The organism is Desulfosporosinus orientis DSM 765 (genome assembly GCF_000235605.1).
Taxonomy (GTDB): domain Bacteria; phylum Bacillota; class Desulfitobacteriia; order Desulfitobacteriales; family Desulfitobacteriaceae; genus Desulfosporosinus; species Desulfosporosinus orientis.
Genome location: NC_016584.1, coordinates 342,916 through 361,459, shown reverse-complemented (window position 1 = coordinate 361,459; position 18,544 = coordinate 342,916). Strand labels below are relative to the sequence as shown.

Sequence of the window (18,544 nt, the reverse complement as noted above, 5' to 3'; positions counted from 1 at the left end):
CTCCTGCAGATGAAGAATTGCCATCGGTGGGTGACATTCTTAATGTTCCGCTGCCAAATGAGATTTCTCGCCGCCCCGCATATAGGAAATAACCGCACCGATCAGACTAACTATAAAGGAAATTGTAAAGGCAGCCCTTAACCCAGAAATAAATTCGGCTACAGCTATACCCTGGGAGCCAACCTGGGTTCCTGAAAACAACCCTTGCAGGGCTTCCGGCGTTATGCTTGAGGATATGATTGCCATTGATATTGCTAAACTTATAACACTACCCGCGTTATTCATCATGGTTCTCACACCGCCCGCTATCCCTCGTCTCTGGGGTGAGACAGCCCCCATAATAGCACTTGTGTTAGGGGAGAAAAACATACCAGACCCTAACCCGGAAATAAACATCCAGATGGCCAATTCCGTTATGGAAGTCGTCGCTTTAATTTCCATCATGCCTATTAGTCCCAACGCGGATATTAGAAGTCCTAAAGAGCTAAGCCCTCTCGAGCCGTAGCGATCCGACAACCTGCCGCTAATAGGGGCCATGATCATCATGGATAGGGCAAAGGGAGTCAGGAGTATTCCTGCCTTGATAGGGTCAATGCTTTTAATACCCTGAAAATAAAAGACCAATAAAAAGGTTACAGCCCCACGAGCTATCCCGTTTAATAGATTACTGGAGAAAGCAAAGGCCAGCATCCGGCTCTTAAAAAGGCTTAAGTCAAGCATCGGCTGCTCTAGTTTGCTTTCAATATTAATAAATAGAATCATAAATACGAGAGATAAGGCAAATAGCCCAAGGGTTGATAAGTTCATCCATCCTTTAAAGCCCCCTAAGGTTAAAGCAACCAACAAGCTAAGCATTCCAATGGTAAAGGAGAAGGTTCCCAGCCAATCAAATTTCTGCTTTAAAGGAAGTTTCTCCAATTCTTCAATTTGTATCCATGCCCATAAAGTACCAAATAGTCCAATAGGCAGATTAATATAGAATATCCATCTCCAGCCAATCGAAACAAATGCTCCCCCAAGGATAGGTCCGATGACCGAGCCAACGCTTATAATCATACCATTAATTCCCAAGGCCTTACCCAGCTCCCCTTTAGGAAAGGCATCCGTAACAATAGGGGTGCTTATTGCTAGTAGCAGTGCCCCACCGATGGATTGAACGAACCGAAAAAGAATAAGCTCCCAGGCCGTCTCTGAAAATCCACATAGAACCGAGCCGATGGTAAATACCACAAACCCACTTACAAAAAGCTTCTTACGTCCGATCATATCCGCAATCCTGCCGATTGAAGGAACAAGGATGGTTATTGCTAACATATAGATCATGACCGTCCATATGATAGTATTCATACTCGCATTCAATTCTTTCATGATATCGGGCAGAGCAATGATTAAAGTGCTGCTGCTTAATACTGACAGCAAAGCCCCTAAGGAAGTGCAGGAAAGGGCTTTCCATTTATAGTCCATCCTTTTCATTCGTTTATCTCCTCATCTTCAAACTTAAAGTTATATCCGTTTTCCGACATTTTTAATAAAATTTTCTCCACCCACTGTTTTTCTTCTTCTGATAAACCGGAGGTTATAATATTCTCCCACTCTTTAGCAGCCGCTTGTATGGTGGAGATTACCTCTACAGCTTTAGGTGTCAAATAGACCTTATAAGCCCGTTTATCTCTTAAGTCAATTTCTCGTATTACATAACCTGCCTCTTCCAGCTTTTTTATCGCTTTCGCTGTCGTTCCTTTGTCGATTCTTAAATACTTGGATAGTTCCTCTTGACTAATCCCTCCCGTACGAAATAAGGTCATTAGAAACACATATTGACCACTGCCTATATTTAAAAACTCTAACCTTTTAGAGATATAAGATTGTCCATACCGGTAAAGAACAGAATTACACTTTACAATTGAACCCTCGTGATTTTTCAAGTTTGCATCTCCTCATATGTCAAAAATAAAACCAATTAGTTGCAGATGCAACATTTATGATAATTATAAAAGGAGTTAGTTGTATTTGCAACCAACTCCTTTTCTTTTTCTCGAAGTAAATCAACGGTATCATGGCTGAATCAGCATCAACGTCAGACAATGTATTGGCTGTTGGCAATGTCTCTCAGCTTGCCCTAAGGACGTGCTGGGGAAAATCCATTTCTTTGCCCATCGTAACGTCCGCCTTAACCATCCGGAAAACTGCAAAGGCTGCTTAGCCTGCCAAAAGGTCTGCCCACGGCATGCCATCACAAGCAGGTCAACGCCTTCCTAATCTGCCTGGGGTAATTGAATGTTTACCTTAAATAAATCACCATCAATTTCTATATTAAAACTTCCTTTTTGCAGTTCGATTAGACTTTTGGCAATGGATAGCCCTAAGCCGCTGCCTTGGCTGCTTCTGGATTCATCTCCTCTTTTAAACCGTTCCATAAGCTCATCAGAAGAGATATTCAGCTCATAAGCCGAGATATTTTTAATCGTTAACGCTACCTCACTCTCTAAATTGGCAATATTAATATAGACTCTAGACCCTTGCAGAGCGTACTTAAAAATATTGGATAACAAATTTTCGATAGCTCTCCATAACAACTTGCCATCAGCACTAATCATTAATTTATCATTGGGATAACTAAGTTTAAAATCTAACTGCCGCTCTTGAATTTTGTCATCCAGTTCGCCTAAACCTTGGGTTATGAGAGATATAAGATTAATAGTTTCAAAATTGACCTGGATATTTCCGCTGGAAGCTTTAGCCGCTTCAAACAAATCATCCGTCAAAACTTTTAAGCGCTGGGACTTCTGATCAATGATTTCCAAATACCCTTCGATTTTTGCCGGTTCCTTCTCCTTTTTTAATAAATCAACGTAAGTAATAATAGAGGTCAAAGGAGTTCGGATATCATGAGATACATTGGTAATTAATTCAGTTTTTAACCGCTCACTCTTGATTTCATTATCAACAGCTTTATACAGACCGTCAGTGATGCTGTTTATATCTGCAGCAAGACTGGCAAACTCTCCTTCACCCACTATATTAATGCTGTGGTGGATATCCCCTTCTTTGACTCTTTTCACGCCTTCTTTGATCGTATTGAATTCCTTGACTTTCCTTAGAGCAAGCCACGCTGCTGCCCCAAGAGTTATTGGGAAGATAAAAAAAGTTATTGCTGCGAGCACAGGATAACCCACAACAATTAAGATGACCTTTACCCCTGTGCTTCCGCTATTATATACATCTCTGAAAAAGGTCACTACTTTATAAGCCACTCTAAAAACGAATTTATATATGAATTTATAAACCACTTTATAAACCAAGGTGTTCTTTATAAAGGTCTTGTTCTTAAGATGTTTTACTAAGGATAGAAACAGTAATAAGCCCAGGCTACTGATTAACAAAGTTATAAAAAAGAAAAGTTCATAGCTTTTATACTGTTCCAGTTGACTAACAGCTGCAGCCCACAAAGCAATTAACAAAATACATAGGCCTATATTAACGTCATTATAAATCCGGTTTAAAACATTTAAATGAATTTCTTCATCTTCTTCCTGAGGATTCCTTCCTATGACTGCCATTAGATAGAGCAAAGCCGCAGCCAGAACCAGTAGTAGTCCTCCTAACTGAAAAAGACTATGGGTGGCAAACTGCTTATTATCTTGCCATTCAACAAGTTTAGGATTGATATATTCATCTGTATAGGCAACATAAATGATATCCTGCTGTTCAATATCATTACTGTTAGAAATAAGCCAATAATACCGGTTATTGTCTTTAACTTCTTGCGGAAAAACTTCACTTTCATAACCATCCCACAGTATATATGACGGCTGGGCCTTAAAATAGTCTCTGGCTTTATTCGGGCTATTCGTATATTCAGTTTCACCCTTCTTAGCAAAATAGATGATTCCCTGATAGTTTGCTAAATCTTGCAGCGCCAGGTTATAGTCATTGAGATCTTGTTTTATCAGCTCATTTTTTGCTTGGGTAATTTTGTCGGCATAGACTTCTAAGAAGGTCTTGTAATTATCTTGATATTTTCCATTTGGGTTATAGCTGTTTGAGTTATATTGAAACTCATTAAAGAGTTGGTTTTCCGCATTTTTAATTCTCTCCTGGTCAAGAGTTTGACCGGATAAGATAGTTTCTTTATTCTTTAATCTCTGAATTGTTTTGAGGTCTCTAATGATATTTGTACCGGCAAGCCCGTAATCCCGGCTTTGATAATAACTGTCTTCAAAAACAATATCAAAATCTCCCCTATGAAGGACAACTACATTTAAAAACATTGTCGCAGCACTGCTAAAACTAAGTACTGCAATTAAGAAAACTGCTATCTTCATTACCATGGACCGGCTATATTTTCTCCACCTTATATCCAATTCCCCATACCACCTTTAAATATTTAGGCTCTTTAGGATTTATCTCAATCTTTTCTCTGATTTTTCGGATATGAACGGCTACTGTGTTTTCCGGGCAAAAAGCTGTTTCCTTCCATACTTTCTCATAGATTTCATCAATGGAAAAGACTCTTCCGGCATTCGCCGTCAAAAGTCTCAGTATTTTATATTGAACGGGGGTCAATTTTACTTCATCACCGTCCACAGTAATAGTTTTCAGCTCGTCATCAATAACAAGCCCGCCAGTTTTATAAACATTACTCTTGGTATCCAGACTCCCTAGGGTTGTATATCGTCTCAGCTGGGACTTCACTCGGGCAATCAACTCTAACGGGTTAAAGGGTTTCGTTATATAATCGTCCGCCCCCATGTTCAGGCCAAGTATTTTGTCGGTATCTTCTGTTTTCGCCGAAAGCATAATAACGGGAATATTATTATCTTCTCGAATCTTCATTGTCGCCCTTAACCCATCCATTTGAGGCATCATTATATCCATAATGACAAGATGTATTTCATGTTCATCAATCACTTCCAAAGCTTCCGCTCCATTAAAAGCCTTAAGGATTTTATACCCTTCGTTTTCTAAATAAATTTTTATGGCATCGCATATTTCTTTATCGTCATCGCAAACTAAGATATTCATGATGTATCACTCCCACAGCTTCTTTGATACAATTAATATCACACCCTTATTATTAACTTCAAGGAAATGATATCAACTAAATCTTACGAAAATCTTAATATAATTCTTAAGAACTTCTTAAGTTATTAAAAACTTTCCGACAAGTCCTTTAGACGAGGGCAGCCAGCTAAAAACAACTAGACTCCTGATGCAGAATGATCAGTGTTTCTCTGCGACAGGAGTCTAGTCTTACATAATGGAACTTCTTTTTTATTAGCTACGATAATTTTGCCCTCCGCCTTAACTGACTTGCCAGATACGTGCCAAGGCCAATAGAACTTTCAATATGCAGCCGGTATTCTATGGAGGTTTGGAATAAAATCGTGGCGTTGGCAGGGACTTCTTCATCCCCTTCCCAAACAATCACACACAAAGGAATTTCGGGAAAGGCTTTAAACACAGCCGACGCATCTCCAAACTCCACAGAAACTCCCCCTAAAGGAGCTGAACACTCTAATAATTTTTCAGACTGATGCCCAAAAGCTTTAACAAGACCTAAGATGGAATCTTTATGAAAGGCAGGATAAAAGAGCATTCCGCCGTTGGGCAATTCTTTCAGACTAACCCACTTATTATCACCTTCCCGAGGAGGTTTAGCATAAGCAAGGTAATTAAGTATAATAATTGCTGCGTTAATGTCTGGAACACGCCCATCTACTTTTCCATAGATTCTTTCCGTATCGTAATCAACAAAATACTCTTTGTCAAAAAACGTCACTATAAATTGTCGGGTATCCTTTAAGTAGGTTACGTCAAGGTGCGCTGCGATATCTTCCGGCACCATCTTTTTAATATCCTGCCAGTATTTATCATAGGCAATTCGGTAATTTGTTTCCATCTCACGCCCACCCTTTCATTTAGTTATCCCTTCCAGCTTGGCTAGTAATTTTTTTAGGTTATCTAATTCATCGACCCCCAAATAATTTTCCAAGGAGGCTTGCGCTTCCCTCCATAATCCCTCCGCACTCGCTAATGTCGCCTTGCCTAATTCGGTGAGCATTAGAAATATATAACTCTATGCCCCTCGCTGTCAAGATTCGTCTGATAGTCTTGATCCATTCATTAATAACTATTATTGCATAAGCAGCTATTGCATTTCTAATACTATCGTTAACCCGGAAGAACAGCCATACACTATTCCCCTATACAATACTCATAGAGCTATTAATATCAAACGAAAAAGAGGTAGTCGAAATGGAATTATTAGAAGCAATGAAAGCTCGGCGGAGCATCCGAAAATTCAAACCAGAACCTATCCCAGAATCACACATTACCCAACTTATAGAATCTGCCAGGCTCGCTCCATCCGGCAGCAATCTACAGCCTACTCGTTTCGTCGTGATTAAAAGTGAAAACGCCCGCACCCAATTGAGCGAAGCTACTCCTTTACCCTTTGTCAGCCAAGCACCCGTCATTCTCGCCTGCTGTGTGGACACAGAGTCTCTTAGTGGTCTGGGAAATCGTACGCGGGAACTTATGGAGGCCGGAGCCTTCAAAGACACTCCTCTGGAAACTATAGATACAGAAAGCTATGTCAAACGCAGTCCCATGGACAAAGCCACTGCCGAAGCCTACTTACGTTTAAATGCTGCTATTGCCATCGATCATATTACCTTGCGCGCAGTGGATTTAGGCCTTGGCACATGCTGGGTTATGATGTTTGATCAAGAGAAAGTAAAACAAATTTTAGGGTTAGGCGAGAACTATAATGTCGTAGCCTTACTGCCTCTTGGCTATCCTGACCAAAGCCCAAATCCCCGGCCGCGCATCGATATAAATCAAATCCTGCTTAAAGAGGTTTGATCATAATTCCACAATTGTAAGTTCATGTCCGGTATAGGGCAAAAACTTCGTCAAAAGGTCTGATGTCTTGATCTTTAAACTAGAAGTGTTAACACAAGGATGGCAGCCGATGAATTCAGCTTTCAAAACTTCCTTATCCATCAACAGTTTGACACATCGGTTTACATCATTCATCAGACCCAAAACACTAACTGACCCGGGAATGATGTTCAAATACTTCTCCATATCTTCAGCCTCGGCAAAGGATAATCGGGATGAATTAATTTGTCGGGATAAATCCTTGGTTCTGAACTTTTTTCGGCCTGGCATCATCAGGAGATAAAAGCTGGTTTTGGGAGAATTGCATAGGAAAAGGTTTTTGCAAATCTCGATGTCTAAAAGTTTTTCAACTTCGTTACAAACTTCTATAGACGGCGTTTCTTCATGATCTATCCTAAAATAGTGAATCCCCAGTTTCTCCAGGAGATCATAAGTCTCCATTTCTTTCTTAGTACGATTTGCCTCGCTGGGCTTTGATGTATATAGAGTACGGTTTATTTTTATGCCTTGCATAGGTTACCCTTCTCGCCTTAGTTTTTTAACATTATAATACTTTATCCGCCTCACAAAAGAAAAGTAATTACAAATGGCCTGGATCCTTATAATTTTTAAATGAAGGTCCAAGCCTTTTTGTTTAAGCTATCCGTCAAGGCCCAGTTACCGGTTCAATACCGATCCAAATCTTCATAACCTCAGTTATGATCAATTTATTGGCTTTTAATTTATACTCCTTGCCTTGAATCTTCAAAATTCTTTTGTCTGCTACTTCAATGATTAATTCCGGGTCAATACTATTGACCTCTTTGCCAAGTAGTGAACTGTACTTATCCTTGATACTTTTTTCAATATTTATCCTATCAATCTCATCTCCCCTAAAATCTAAGACGACGTCAATACGTTTAATTCTGAGACTCCTCGTATTGAAGTTTTTTTCGAACTTCTCAAGTATCGCGTTTTTATCCTGAATTATCTGTTCAAGATAGGCAATTTGTTTATAAAAAGAATCCATCCTATTACTTATGACGATATTCAGTGCAGCAGCACCAATTATTACTCCGACGATTATTCCCGCAAAAAAACAAGACTTTAGTTTCAAGCCATTTTTTGTTAGTGGTTTCATTCGGTGCACCTTTGGATTAGCTTAATAACACTATAACCTGTATTTGCTCCCAACAAAGCCGTAAGAACATAAATCGCTTGCTTTACAATAGATTTAACCTCACCTTCAAATAAGCCTTTCTCGATGGCAGCAAAGGATGAAAACGTTCCGTCTAAGGCTACCGCTATCGCCCAAATCTTTATAGAACTGGCGATATCAAGCATTGCTTTCAAGGGTGGATCATTCGTTAGCACAGCTCCAATCCCACCAAAGATGCTCGCACCAACAACAACACCGAAAGAGATTAAAAAATGGTTTATCATACTGCTAAATAGAACATACAATATCATCACCATACCTTAAGAAGCCCTCTCCTAATAAGGTATATGATCTCTTTATTGTTTTATGAGATTTTATTCTTCATAAGGATAGCGCCCAAAGGGCCTTGAATGCCCCCATCCCGTTTCAAAACGAGGACCATGATCTCGATCGCCGTGATGCCCCTCTTCATGACGCGGCCCAAATCCTCTGCCCCGAAACTCGTGACCAAAACGGCCAAAGTGGTGTCCTCCCTGAAAGCGGGGGTCGAAGTCTCTTTCCGGCTGTTCGTCACTAAGCTGAGCTTCAATCGTTTTAATGATGCGGCTGAGGTAACTGCCCAAAGTTTGTTGTTCATCGTCACTCAAACATTCAAACAGCAGTTCAAAGCTAAACTCCTGCCCAGTTGCTTCAGCTCCCTCTTTCGTGAGCTGAATATTCATAACTCGACGGTCAGTTTCCGAAGGTGTGCGGGTAATGTATCCGTTTTTCTCCAACTTATAAAGAAGCTCTCCCAGGGATTGTTGACGGATATCCAGTAAATAGGATAAGTCTTTTTGGCTGATTTCAGGCTTCATCTTAAGAATTGCCAGGACTCTTCCTTGCCCTCTGCGTGGATCTCCCATGGGTCCATGCTGGGTATGGTTTTGCTGATGATAGCGGTGAAGCAGCCACTCAATGCGTGTAAATTGCTCAATCAAATCGTACTTATTATTATTTTCTTGATACATAGATCAGATCTCCTTCCCAAAATGCAAAGGTACCTTACTTGTTTTAAGTATAAAAGTGCCTTTGTATTTTGTCAATAATTTTTAAGGTACCTTTAAAAAATTCTTGCCTAAATACATTCTCTGAAATTATAAACAGTTAGATAATCGGCCACAGTGAAGCAGGCTGTGCATTTCTGCCCGGAAAATGGTACATTATTATCGCCTGCCTGGCCGCTAGTTTGATGGGCGGCCTATTGGAGGAGGATGGTAAACATGGTCATTGTTACATACTTCACCAGATTCAGAGCTCTAGCACTGTTCCGATTGACAGGGATACCGGCAGGGCTGCATAAATGGTTAAAATATGTTCCTCTAGCCATATTGACGACTTTAATCGTACCCACATTACTTCTTTCTAAAGGCTACTTGGATATTAGTCTAAACAATCATTACCTGATTGCGGGTATAGCAGCCGCATTTGTAGCCTATAAAAGCCATAATATTTTGGCTACCTTAGGTATTGGAATGTCTCTAATATTTCTCTTAAATTTTCTTTGAGGTACCTAATCTATAGGCTCTTGTAATTCCCGCCGGAATCTCTCCATATCCTCATCTTCGCTATCAGAAACTGACTCTTAGTCGGCCGATGCGATTACGATACAAATCTTACAGAACCGTAAGCCCAATAGATATATGAGAGCGGAACTTAAAATGCCTGTAGGATATCCAAATCACTTTGGATATCCCACAGGCTTTACTACTCATACGCATTAATGGCAAGTTCTAGCTTACAAATACACTAACAATTATATATATATATATATATATATATTATTCTCCGCGTCAATCATTGCCCCTACTCCACAGTAACACTCTTGGCTAAATTCCTTGGTTTATCAACGTCACACCCTCTGGCTACAGATACATAGTAGGACAGAAGCTGCAGAGGTATTACAGTGAGAATTGGTGAAAGTTCATCAATAGTTTCAGGTATATATATAACACTATCGACGGATTTCTCCATGTCAATGTTTCCGGCATAGGTTAGACCCACAACTTTAGCATCCCGCGCTTTAACCTCTTTAATATTAGAAATAGTTTTCTCATACACATCCCGCTGAGTGGCTAATGCAACCACCGGCGTTGCCTCTGTGATTAAAGCTAATGTGCCGTGTTTTAACTCTCCGGCAGCATAGGCTTCAGCATGGATATAGGAAATTTCCTTAAGTTTTAAGGAGCCTTCCATAGCAACTGCCCAATCTAATGAGCGGCCAATAAAGAAGGTATTTTCCACCTTAGTAAAGGACTTGGCAAGTTCCTTAATAAGCCCCTCATGATTCAATAATTCCTGAACCTTCGCAGGGATATCCTTTAATGCCGAGATAATATCTCGGATCTTTTCGGAGGACAGAGTTCCTTTGACTTGAGCGAGGTAAAGCCCCAGCAACACCATTCCCTCTAACTGTGTGGTATAAGCCTTCGTAGAAGCTACCGCAATCTCCGGTCCTGCCCAAGTAAAAATCACATCATGAGCTTCCCGGGAAACACTGCTCCCTACAACATTGGTAACAGCAACCACCCGTGCCCCACGATTTTTAGCTTCACGCAAAGCCGCCAAAGTATCTGCGGTTTCCCCGGACTGACTTACCACAACAACTAACGTATGCTCATCCACCAAAGGCGAACGATAGCGGAATTCAGAGGCAATATCTACTTCAACAGGCAGATATGCCCATCGTTCTATCAAAGTCTTGCCAACCAACCCGGCATGCCATGCAGTACCACAGGCAACGATATAAACTTTGTTAATTTGGGCAAGTTCTTCTACGGTTAAATCCACTTCTTGAAGGACAACTCTATCCTCTTCCAGGCGACCTAACATGGTGTCCTTCAAGGCTTTAGGCTGCTCATGAATTTCCTTGATCATGAAGTGTTCATAGCCACCTTTTTCAGCAGCTACTGCATCCCACTTGACCTCATAGACCTCTTTTTCCCGCAGACTGCCTTCGAAATCAGAGACTTGAACTCCATCTTCAGTAATCGTCACCATTTCGCCGTCCTCTAAAATATAAACTTGACGAGTATAGTTTAGAATTGCCGTGATATCGCTAGCTACAAAAAATTCTCCCTCGCCCAGACCAATTACCATCGGGCTGTCTTTACGGGCTGCTATTAACTTATCGGGTTCCTGCCTTCTGAGGGCAACTACTGCATAGGACCCCCGAATTGTTTTGAGAACTTTCCGCATAGTTCCTTCAAGGTTTCCATCAAAGTACTCCTCTAGCAAGTGGGCCAAAACTTCTGTATCCGTTTCCGATGTAAAGCTATGCCCTTTTTCTATGAGCATATCCTTTAATTCCAAATAATTCTCGATAATTCCATTGTGCACTACCACAAAATCTTGCTTACAATCACAATGAGGATGAGCATTAAGCTGTGAAGGTCGGCCATGGGTTGCCCAGCGGGTGTGTCCGATTCCGATACACGCTTGGGAATAATTCTGGCCAAGTTCTCCTTCTAAGGCAGCTAACTTGCCAACACTTTTAGAAACAACAATTTGCTCAGAATCCAAAACAGCAACCCCCGCTGAATCATATCCTCGATACTCCAATTTTTTTAATCCATCAACTAAAACTGGAATTGCAACCCGTTTTCCAATATATCCAACGATACCACACATAAATAATTGTCTCCTCTCAATCTAAAGCTAGCCACTACTTCCAAACAAATTTTTACCTAAAAATAATAAAGCCGTCCAATGATGGACGACTTTCAGGATTCAGATTCTAGGCAACACAAGCAAGGGGGATCAAATTAAACACACTTTTCCCCTTGTCTTGTCAGCTTTACCTTTGTCCCAAAAATTACTCTCTGGTTTTAAGCAAGCTTTACGGCGACAAGCCACCGAGAGGGATCCGCCGAATGTTTCGATAACCCTCTTCCTCGTCGACCTCAATCATACTTATGATAATAAGGTCCTGGCGCTTCGATTATTGCCTTTGCTGATCCAACCGTCCACCTAGCAATTGATTATCTTTATCTTAATTAAACCAATCTTTCACCATCCCTTCCTCCAAAACTCTTTTTCTCTACGATTATGATCTTTAGATTTTGTTATGTTCATGTGCCTTTTTTCATAAGTAGCTCATTACAAAAGGCACATGAACCATTATAGACAAAATCTAAAAAATATCTATTGGTATTTTATGCATCACATTGAATAATCGTGTCAATAATTTCTTGTGCTATATTTTTTAATTTTTCTTGGTCCGGTCCTTCAACCATGACTCGAATCAAAGATTCTGTTCCGGACGGACGCACTAATACCCTGCCATTGCCGTTAAGTACTTTTTCTGCTTCATACACTTTAGCAAGCACTTGAGTATCCTTCATTAATCGTTCCTTATGTTCAACTCTGGCATTAAGGAGAACCTGAGGCAAACGCTGCATTTGAGCGGCCAGCTCAGAAAGAGGAAGCTGCCGTTCTTTGATTACCGCTAATAACTGCAGAGCAGTTAATAATCCATCACCTGTTGTATTCTTGTCAAGGAAAATGATATGTCCTGACTGCTCTCCCCCAAGCTGTGCTCCGGTTCGGATTAGTTCCTCCATGACATAACGATCCCCAACCTGGGTCTCATAAATCTCGATTCCTGCCTTTTTGAGAGCAAGATGCAGACCTAAGTTACTCATGACTGTTACCACTACGGCATTTTGAGTTAATTTCTCCTTGGCCTTTTGAGCCAGAGCACAGATAAGTATGATAAAGTCTCCGTCAAGGATGATTCCTTTTTCATCAACAACGATGAGGCGATCTGCATCTCCATCCATGGCCAGCCCCAGATCCGCTTTGTGCTCAAGAACTGCTTTTTGTAAGCCTTCCGGATGAGTAGACCCACAGTCTGCATTGATATTCACTCCATCCGGAGTATTACAGATAGGGATTACCTCTGCGCCAACTTCTTCCAACACTTTTGGTCCAACAAAGGATGCCGCTCCGTTAGCGCAATCTAAAACAACTTTAATTCCATCCAAGCGTCCAACCGTAAACTTTAAGAAATCTTTATAACGGGACTCAGCATCAGTTACCTCAATAACCCTTCCGACCTCTCCGCCCGTCGGTGGGTCCCAAGGCTTTTCTGCGCTGATTACGATTCTTTCAATCTCATCTTCGATAGCATCCGGCAATTTATACCCTGTAGAGTCAAAAAACTTAATTCCGTTATCCTGGACTGGATTATGAGATGCCGAAATCACAACACCGGCACTAACATCTAGTGTCCTGGTTAAGAAGGCGATTCCTGGGGTTGGCATTACCCCTACTTTCAGAACATCTGCTCCAACTGAGCAAATCCCAGCGATAAGTGCCGCTTCCAACATATCTCCGGATATCCGAGTATCCTTGCCAATCACGATACGGGGGTGCGGATGCTCCTTGCTAAGTACATAGGCGCCTGCTTGCCCGAGCTGAAAAGCAAGGCCAGGGGTTAACTGGCTGTTAGCCACTCCACGAACCCCATCCGTTCCAAAGAGTCGATCCAAATCGTATTCCCTCCCTTCCTATCTAGTATATTACGTCTTAATAAAAATGTTCTTAGTTTCAATATTCTCTTTATAAATACGGATCAACTACCTTAGTTTACTCTATTGGAGCAAATTGCGCCATAAGAAATTCGGCAATTCTTATTCCATCAACGGCCGAACTTGTAATTCCCCCGGCATACCCTGCCCCTTCTCCTGTCGGATAGAGCCCAGCCAAGTTTAAGGATTCCCCTTGACTGTTGCGTACAATGCGAATAGGGGCGCTTGTTCTTGTCTCAACCCCTGTCAATGTCGCCCTTTCCCCGGCAAACCCTTTTATTTTGCCATGGAAAACTCGAAGCGCCCGTTCTAAGACATCTCCTACAGTGGCAGGCAATACCTCACGTAGGTTATACGGTTTAACTCCTGGATTATATGTGGGTGAGAGATCAAAAAAGTCCGTGACACGTCCTTCTAAAAAGTCAACAACTCTTTGCGCCGGTGCCTTATAATCCGATCCGCCGGCTATAAATGCTTTATGTTCACAAGTCCTTTGAAATTCAAGACCGGCCAGGGGATGCGCCGTGGGAAAATCCTCCGGCCCAACAGTGACCACTATGGCGCTGTTAGCAATTCCCGTATCCCGAGCATATCCGCTCATACCATTGGTAACAACCCCACCTTCTTCCGAAGCGGCCGCCACAACCAGCCCTCCGGGGCACATGCAAAAAGCATACGCTCCCCGGCCGGTCTTTATATCTTTATAAGAAAGTTGATAATCTGCCGCTCCCACATGAGGATGCTGCTCAACGCCATACTGTGACAAATTAATGAGTGCCTGTGGGTGCTCAACACGCACGCCAATAGCAAAGGATTTTTTTTCTAAAGCAATGTTTTGATCATATAAGTACTGATAAACATCACGAGCGCTGTGCCCGATTGCCAGTATAGCTGCTTCAGCAGGGATTTCTTCTTCCCCATTGACAATAATTTTCTGCAGACGACCTAACGAAGTCTTAAATCCCGTTACTTTCGCTCGGAACCGAACTTCACCGCCTAGGGCAATAATTTCTTGCCTCAGACCTTTAACTACACCTTTTAGAATGTCTGTTCCAATATGAGGCTTAGCCAAAAAAAGGATCTCAGCAGGAGCTCCATGCTTAACAAAGGTTTCTAAGACTTCTGAAATTCGTCGATCTTGAATTCGAGTCGTTAGTTTACCATCAGAAAATGTCCCGGCCCCGCCTTCACCAAATTGCACATTGCTTTCAGAATCTAAGGCTCCCATCTCCCAGAACCTCTTAACTTTACGAGTTCGCTCCTCAAGAGAGTCTCCCCGTTCCAGAACAAGAGGAGCATACCCCCTGCGGGCGAGGGTTAAAGCTGCAAAATATCCTGCCGGACCTGCTCCAATGACAACAGGACGATGGGAAAGAGTCTTACTCGGCTTCGGCCAAAAGATAGGAGCTTCAACCGTTGACTCTTTTAATCCGGGAACACGAGCCAAAATTCGGTTTCCTTCGCTTCTGGGTACCTCAAGGGAGAACTTAATTGTATAGACGTAAACTAAGTGGGGTTTCTTGCGGGCATCCAAGGAACGCCTGAGAAAACTTAAACCGCTTATACTTTGTTCCGCTACTTTCAGTTTACGCGCCATTTTTGTCGTTAGGAAAGGGTCCTCTTCGACAGGAATTTTAAAATCTGACCATATTAAATCCACGTATATTTCATCTACTTCCCAGGGTGTTCTAATTCGCTTTAAGCCATCGTCTGCTTCATCAGTGACGTTACTCTGGTTCTGTGTCCACGTGTGTCTTAAGGGTATAGTTCACTTGCGGAGTATTTGTTAAGGTTACTCCAGGTGGGAGCTGCCAGAAGACTTTAACATCCGTATAGCTGCCTGCAGCCTGACCGGAGGCGTCAACCCAAAGCTGAATCTGTTCTGCTTTGACATCTTTCAAATTCTCCGCAAGACCTTGAATTGCAATATCAACTGGAGGAATTGCCTGTTCTAACTCTAACCCTTCGCCAATATTGTGAATGCGGACAGGAACCCCCGAAATACTCTTTTGAACCGGCCCTGCTTCAATCTGAGCCGTCACATTTAGGGTTGTCCCATTGAGTAGGGATACTCCATTGGGCAGTTTAACTTCTCCAAGAGGAATCTGGAACGTCTTGTTTTCCCCAAGGCCGGTGATATCCACCGGACCAATATACACGGAATCGAATCCCTTTAAAGCTTCAGGTGTCCCGCTGACCTGAACACTGGCCGGCGAAGGGACCAGGGATCGAAGCTCCATACCTTGGGCAGGCGTCCCTTTACTGGTTACTTTTACAGGAATCATTTTTGTCGAGAGGTCTTTAGCTACAATGGGTGTGATAACGTCAACACTGCTTGGATATGAACTTAAAATATCTAAAGTTGGGTTTGGTCCAAAAATTGGCTTTCCTTCCTTATCCCGAAAGCTAACCGGACGTGAAACCTGAATTGTCTCATTAGCTCCTGTTACACTAATTTCGACGATCACTTTGTCAAGCGTTCCCAGCAAGGAACTGGGCCCGCGTACATTGACTGCTGAAGGCTTAATGATTGAAGTGCCCACTTGATAATCATCCGCCGGTGTCCCCGAAATTACAGCCTGAACGGGGACCATTTTTTCTTGGACAGTATCCAGCTCTAATTCAATACTTGCTGGTTGCCAGTCTACCACATTCGTTCCCGGAGGGGTATTAACTTTAATGCTATAGTTACTTTTTCCCGGCACTCCGGCAGAGAGATCGACTTGAGCGTAAATATCTTTGATGTTGGCACTAGGATTAATCCCCTGCAAACGAACCCTGACTAAAGGAAGCTGGGTCATAACTATCATATTTTGATCTAATCCACTCACCACCAGCGGAATTGTCAGAGTCTGCTCAGGTATAAGCTTATCGGTTGTACCTTGATTCTGAACAAACAACCAAAACAAGATGGCAAATAAAAATGAAACCACCTTGACGACGAGGTTTCGCCGCAGCATCTCAAGCATAGCTACCACCTCCAAAACGGAATGACTGATGAGGAGATACTCTTAATCTCAAGTTCTCTCAACAGTAATTCACGCAGTGTTTTTTCATCGGTGAAGCGTGTTAATGCCCCATCAATGCCAATGGATATGGCCCCGGTTTCTTCCGAAACAACAAGTGCTAAGGCATCTGTAATCTCTGTAAGCCCTAAAGCAGCTCTATGGCGGGTTCCTAACTCCTTATTGATATTGGGATTCTCAGATAAGGGAAGGAAGCATCCGGCAGCAGCAACCCGGTCTTGACGAATGATCACAGCGCCATCATGCAAGGGTGTATTGGGAATAAAGATATTGACCAAAAATTCCGAGGAAACCATACCATCAATTTTAATGCCTGTCTCAACAAAATCTTGAACCCCTGTTTGACGTTCAATGACAATTAAAGCTCCAATCCGATTCTTAGAAAGGACCTGAGTACAGCGAACTAATTCCTCTGCCACTTGCTCGAGGCTGTCTAAGCCTGGTGATGATGGATGCCGGGTGAAAAAACGCCCGCGCCCCAGCTGTTCCAGTGCCTTTCTCAATTCAGGCTGAAAAACGACTGGAATTGCTATGACAAACATCTGTAAGAGTTTATCCAACAGCCAACTGATACTGGTTAGTTCAAAATATTTAGCCAACAAGAAAACAACTAATAGGACCATAACCCCTTTAACCAGCTGCACGGCACGAGTACGCTTTATGAGCATATAGAACTGGTAGAAGACCACTGCCACCACGATAACATCGATAGCGCTCCGCGGTTCAAAGTTACGAAATTGTGATAAAAATTCGGCCATGGTCCCCCCCCCATTTCTCAAGCAAATATCTATTCAACAGAGCAAAAATCATCTCTGTTTAAATTCTCCATATATGTAAAAAGTCCTTGCCATAAAAAATATTTTTCTAAGTAATTTCTAGACCTGCTAGAATCCCAAAACTTCCCGTTAACATCATATCTCCATAGGGTGCAGCTTCATACCAGTTAAGTGATTTAACCATACTTCTTCTCGGACCGGTTACAGCAATATAATTCCAGCCCGGACTCATCTCCGGATGAAGGGCACTTCCATGGCCGCCTTGTTCGTATATCTCGGCATTGGTTAATTCAGCAGCCTGAAACCGTCGGATAAGTTGAGATAATGACTCTGTATTGAGCATACTGGTGTGTTGCTCAAATATGCCAAAGACCCTTTCACCTCGAATAGCCGCAACCAATGTATGTGAATTCCCTACATTAACTGCAAGAATTCCTTGATTCAAATGAGGCTTAACATAATCGTCCGCCATAATACCTAGGAGCGCTGCCGTACCGGTATCTGTCAAGATTGCCCCCGGGACAATCTCCCGAACTGAACGCATGCGTGTGAAGACTTCCGGAATATCTTCTTTAAACACAAGCTTTTTTAAGTTTCCCCCCTGCATAACAAAGTCTTTCCAAAGTTGAAAACGAAGGGTTCGATTGCTTTCCTTAATACTATAACCGTGATCTTGAACCGCAACCGCTGTCTTTACCGGATACTCTAGGCCAAAGGCTGCAAAGGCTTGTTTTAAAGCAGGCCTATCAATATCTCCCAGCCAAATGGGGACTGCTGGGTCCGGTGCCTTATCACAAAGGATAATCCCCATTTCCTCTACGACAGCCAAGTTATCATTAAAGGTAAGTGCAGCCTGAGGAGTAGCATAAGCGTTGAGGCCGGAAGCTAAATGGGCTTTTATTGCTGCCCCATTAGCCCCTCCGCCCATCAGAAAACCATGCAGAAAGACATGCTTTCTCTGGGCGGTAGCTTTTCGAATTTTTGCAGCGGCAATCTGAGTCTGACTGGGCACGATAAACTTCGGACAGTTTTCTAAGTTTTTACCAGGCTGATACAGCAACATGTCCTGAGTGCCTGAGCCCACATCAACTACTAATATACTTTCTTGCATTAAATATTAACCCTCCA

The 18,544-nt window shown here is 42.2% G+C and carries 18 protein-coding genes; 3 read left to right on the top strand and 15 right to left on the bottom strand.

Features of this window, described 5'->3' with window-relative positions; genetic code table 11:
* Window positions 1-39: 39 nt before the first annotated feature.
* Entirely contained in the window at window positions 40-1,473 is a 1,434-nt protein-coding gene (locus DESOR_RS01865) for an MFS transporter (protein ID WP_014182914.1), read from the bottom strand.
* A complete protein-coding gene (locus tag DESOR_RS01860; protein ID WP_014182913.1) occupies window positions 1,470-1,925 on the bottom strand; it encodes a MarR family winged helix-turn-helix transcriptional regulator in 456 nt (151 codons plus the stop codon). The genes DESOR_RS01865 and DESOR_RS01860 overlap by 4 nt, the downstream gene beginning before the upstream one ends.
* A gap of 139 nt (window positions 1,926-2,064) precedes the next feature.
* Between DESOR_RS01860 and DESOR_RS27695 the strand changes: the two genes are divergently transcribed.
* Window positions 2,065-2,259, top strand: a complete 195-nt coding sequence (locus DESOR_RS27695) for a 4Fe-4S dicluster domain-containing protein (RefSeq protein WP_081468448.1) — start codon at window positions 2,065-2,067, stop codon at window positions 2,257-2,259.
* Here DESOR_RS27695 and DESOR_RS01855 read toward each other — a convergent pair.
* The 3 genes from DESOR_RS01855 to DESOR_RS01845 all read right to left on the bottom strand — a co-directional run bounded on the left by DESOR_RS01855 (window position 2,256) and on the right by DESOR_RS01845 (window position 5,902).
* Window positions 2,256-4,331, bottom strand: a complete 2,076-nt coding sequence (locus DESOR_RS01855; protein ID WP_242832437.1) for a sensor histidine kinase — start codon at window positions 4,329-4,331, stop codon at window positions 2,256-2,258. The two genes, DESOR_RS27695 and DESOR_RS01855, sit on opposite strands and share 4 nt — an antisense overlap.
* 7 nt (window positions 4,332-4,338) lie before the next feature.
* Window positions 4,339-5,025, bottom strand: coding sequence for a response regulator transcription factor (locus tag DESOR_RS01850; RefSeq protein WP_014182911.1), 687 nt, complete (start codon window positions 5,023-5,025; stop codon window positions 4,339-4,341).
* A gap of 256 nt (window positions 5,026-5,281) precedes the next feature.
* Complete coding sequence (locus tag DESOR_RS01845) at window positions 5,282-5,902, bottom strand: DUF3786 domain-containing protein (RefSeq protein WP_014182910.1); 621 nt, start codon at window positions 5,900-5,902, stop codon at window positions 5,282-5,284.
* Window positions 5,903-6,258: 356 nt separating this feature from the next.
* On the opposite strand from DESOR_RS01845, the gene DESOR_RS01840 reads away from it, so the two are divergent.
* Window positions 6,259-6,867 (top strand): nitroreductase family protein, encoded by a 609-nt coding sequence (locus tag DESOR_RS01840; protein WP_014182909.1) that lies wholly within the window; start codon window positions 6,259-6,261, stop codon window positions 6,865-6,867.
* Here the strand turns inward: DESOR_RS01840 and DESOR_RS01835 are convergent, their stop codons facing one another.
* The 4 genes from DESOR_RS01835 to DESOR_RS01820 form a co-directional block, all read right to left on the bottom strand.
* Window positions 6,868-7,419 carry a prolyl-tRNA synthetase associated domain-containing protein gene (locus DESOR_RS01835; protein ID WP_014182908.1) on the bottom strand — a complete coding sequence of 184 codons (552 nt, stop codon included), beginning with the start codon at window positions 7,417-7,419 and terminating at the stop codon, window positions 6,868-6,870.
* 133 nt (window positions 7,420-7,552) lie between these two features.
* Entirely contained in the window at window positions 7,553-8,026 is a 474-nt protein-coding gene (locus DESOR_RS01830) for a sporulation membrane protein YtrI (RefSeq protein WP_014182907.1), read from the bottom strand.
* The gene (locus DESOR_RS01825; RefSeq protein WP_242832436.1) at window positions 8,023-8,328 is read right to left on the bottom strand and encodes a YtrH family sporulation protein; all 306 of its coding nucleotides are present in this window, start codon (window positions 8,326-8,328) and stop codon (window positions 8,023-8,025) included. Before DESOR_RS01825 ends, DESOR_RS01830 begins: the two co-directional genes overlap by 4 nt.
* 90 nt (window positions 8,329-8,418) lie before the next feature.
* Window positions 8,419-9,054, bottom strand: coding sequence for a MarR family winged helix-turn-helix transcriptional regulator (locus tag DESOR_RS01820; protein WP_014182905.1), 636 nt, complete (start codon window positions 9,052-9,054; stop codon window positions 8,419-8,421).
* A gap of 252 nt (window positions 9,055-9,306) precedes the next feature.
* Between DESOR_RS01820 and DESOR_RS01815 the strand changes: the two genes are divergently transcribed.
* Window positions 9,307-9,591: an AzlD domain-containing protein gene (locus DESOR_RS01815; protein WP_242832435.1), complete on the top strand. Its 285-nt coding sequence runs from the start codon at window positions 9,307-9,309 to the stop codon at window positions 9,589-9,591.
* 298 nt (window positions 9,592-9,889) lie between these two features.
* On the opposite strand, the gene glmS is transcribed toward DESOR_RS01815, so the two are convergent.
* The 6 genes from glmS to DESOR_RS01785 all read right to left on the bottom strand — a co-directional run bounded on the left by glmS (window position 9,890) and on the right by DESOR_RS01785 (window position 18,527).
* The gene (glmS, locus tag DESOR_RS01810; RefSeq protein WP_014182903.1) at window positions 9,890-11,713 is read right to left on the bottom strand and encodes a glutamine--fructose-6-phosphate transaminase (isomerizing); all 1,824 of its coding nucleotides are present in this window, start codon (window positions 11,711-11,713) and stop codon (window positions 9,890-9,892) included.
* Window positions 11,714-12,237: 524 nt separating this feature from the next.
* Window positions 12,238-13,575 carry a phosphoglucosamine mutase gene (glmM, locus tag DESOR_RS01805; RefSeq protein WP_014182902.1) on the bottom strand — a complete coding sequence of 446 codons (1,338 nt, stop codon included), beginning with the start codon at window positions 13,573-13,575 and terminating at the stop codon, window positions 12,238-12,240.
* Between the two features lie 97 nt (window positions 13,576-13,672).
* Window positions 13,673-15,274, bottom strand: a complete 1,602-nt coding sequence (locus DESOR_RS01800) for an NAD(P)/FAD-dependent oxidoreductase (protein WP_014182901.1) — start codon at window positions 15,272-15,274, stop codon at window positions 13,673-13,675.
* A 67-nt stretch (window positions 15,275-15,341) separates the two neighbouring features.
* On the bottom strand, window positions 15,342-16,583 hold the full coding sequence (locus tag DESOR_RS01795) for a CdaR family protein (RefSeq protein WP_014182900.1): 1,242 nt from the start codon (window positions 16,581-16,583) through the stop codon (window positions 15,342-15,344).
* Window positions 16,584-16,585: 2 nt separating this feature from the next.
* A complete protein-coding gene (gene cdaA, locus DESOR_RS01790) occupies window positions 16,586-17,398 on the bottom strand; it encodes a diadenylate cyclase CdaA (protein WP_014182899.1) in 813 nt (270 codons plus the stop codon).
* A gap of 106 nt (window positions 17,399-17,504) precedes the next feature.
* Window positions 17,505-18,527 carry a DUF1786 domain-containing protein gene (locus DESOR_RS01785; RefSeq protein WP_014182898.1) on the bottom strand — a complete coding sequence of 341 codons (1,023 nt, stop codon included), beginning with the start codon at window positions 18,525-18,527 and terminating at the stop codon, window positions 17,505-17,507.
* Between the last annotated feature and the right edge of the window lie 17 nt (window positions 18,528-18,544).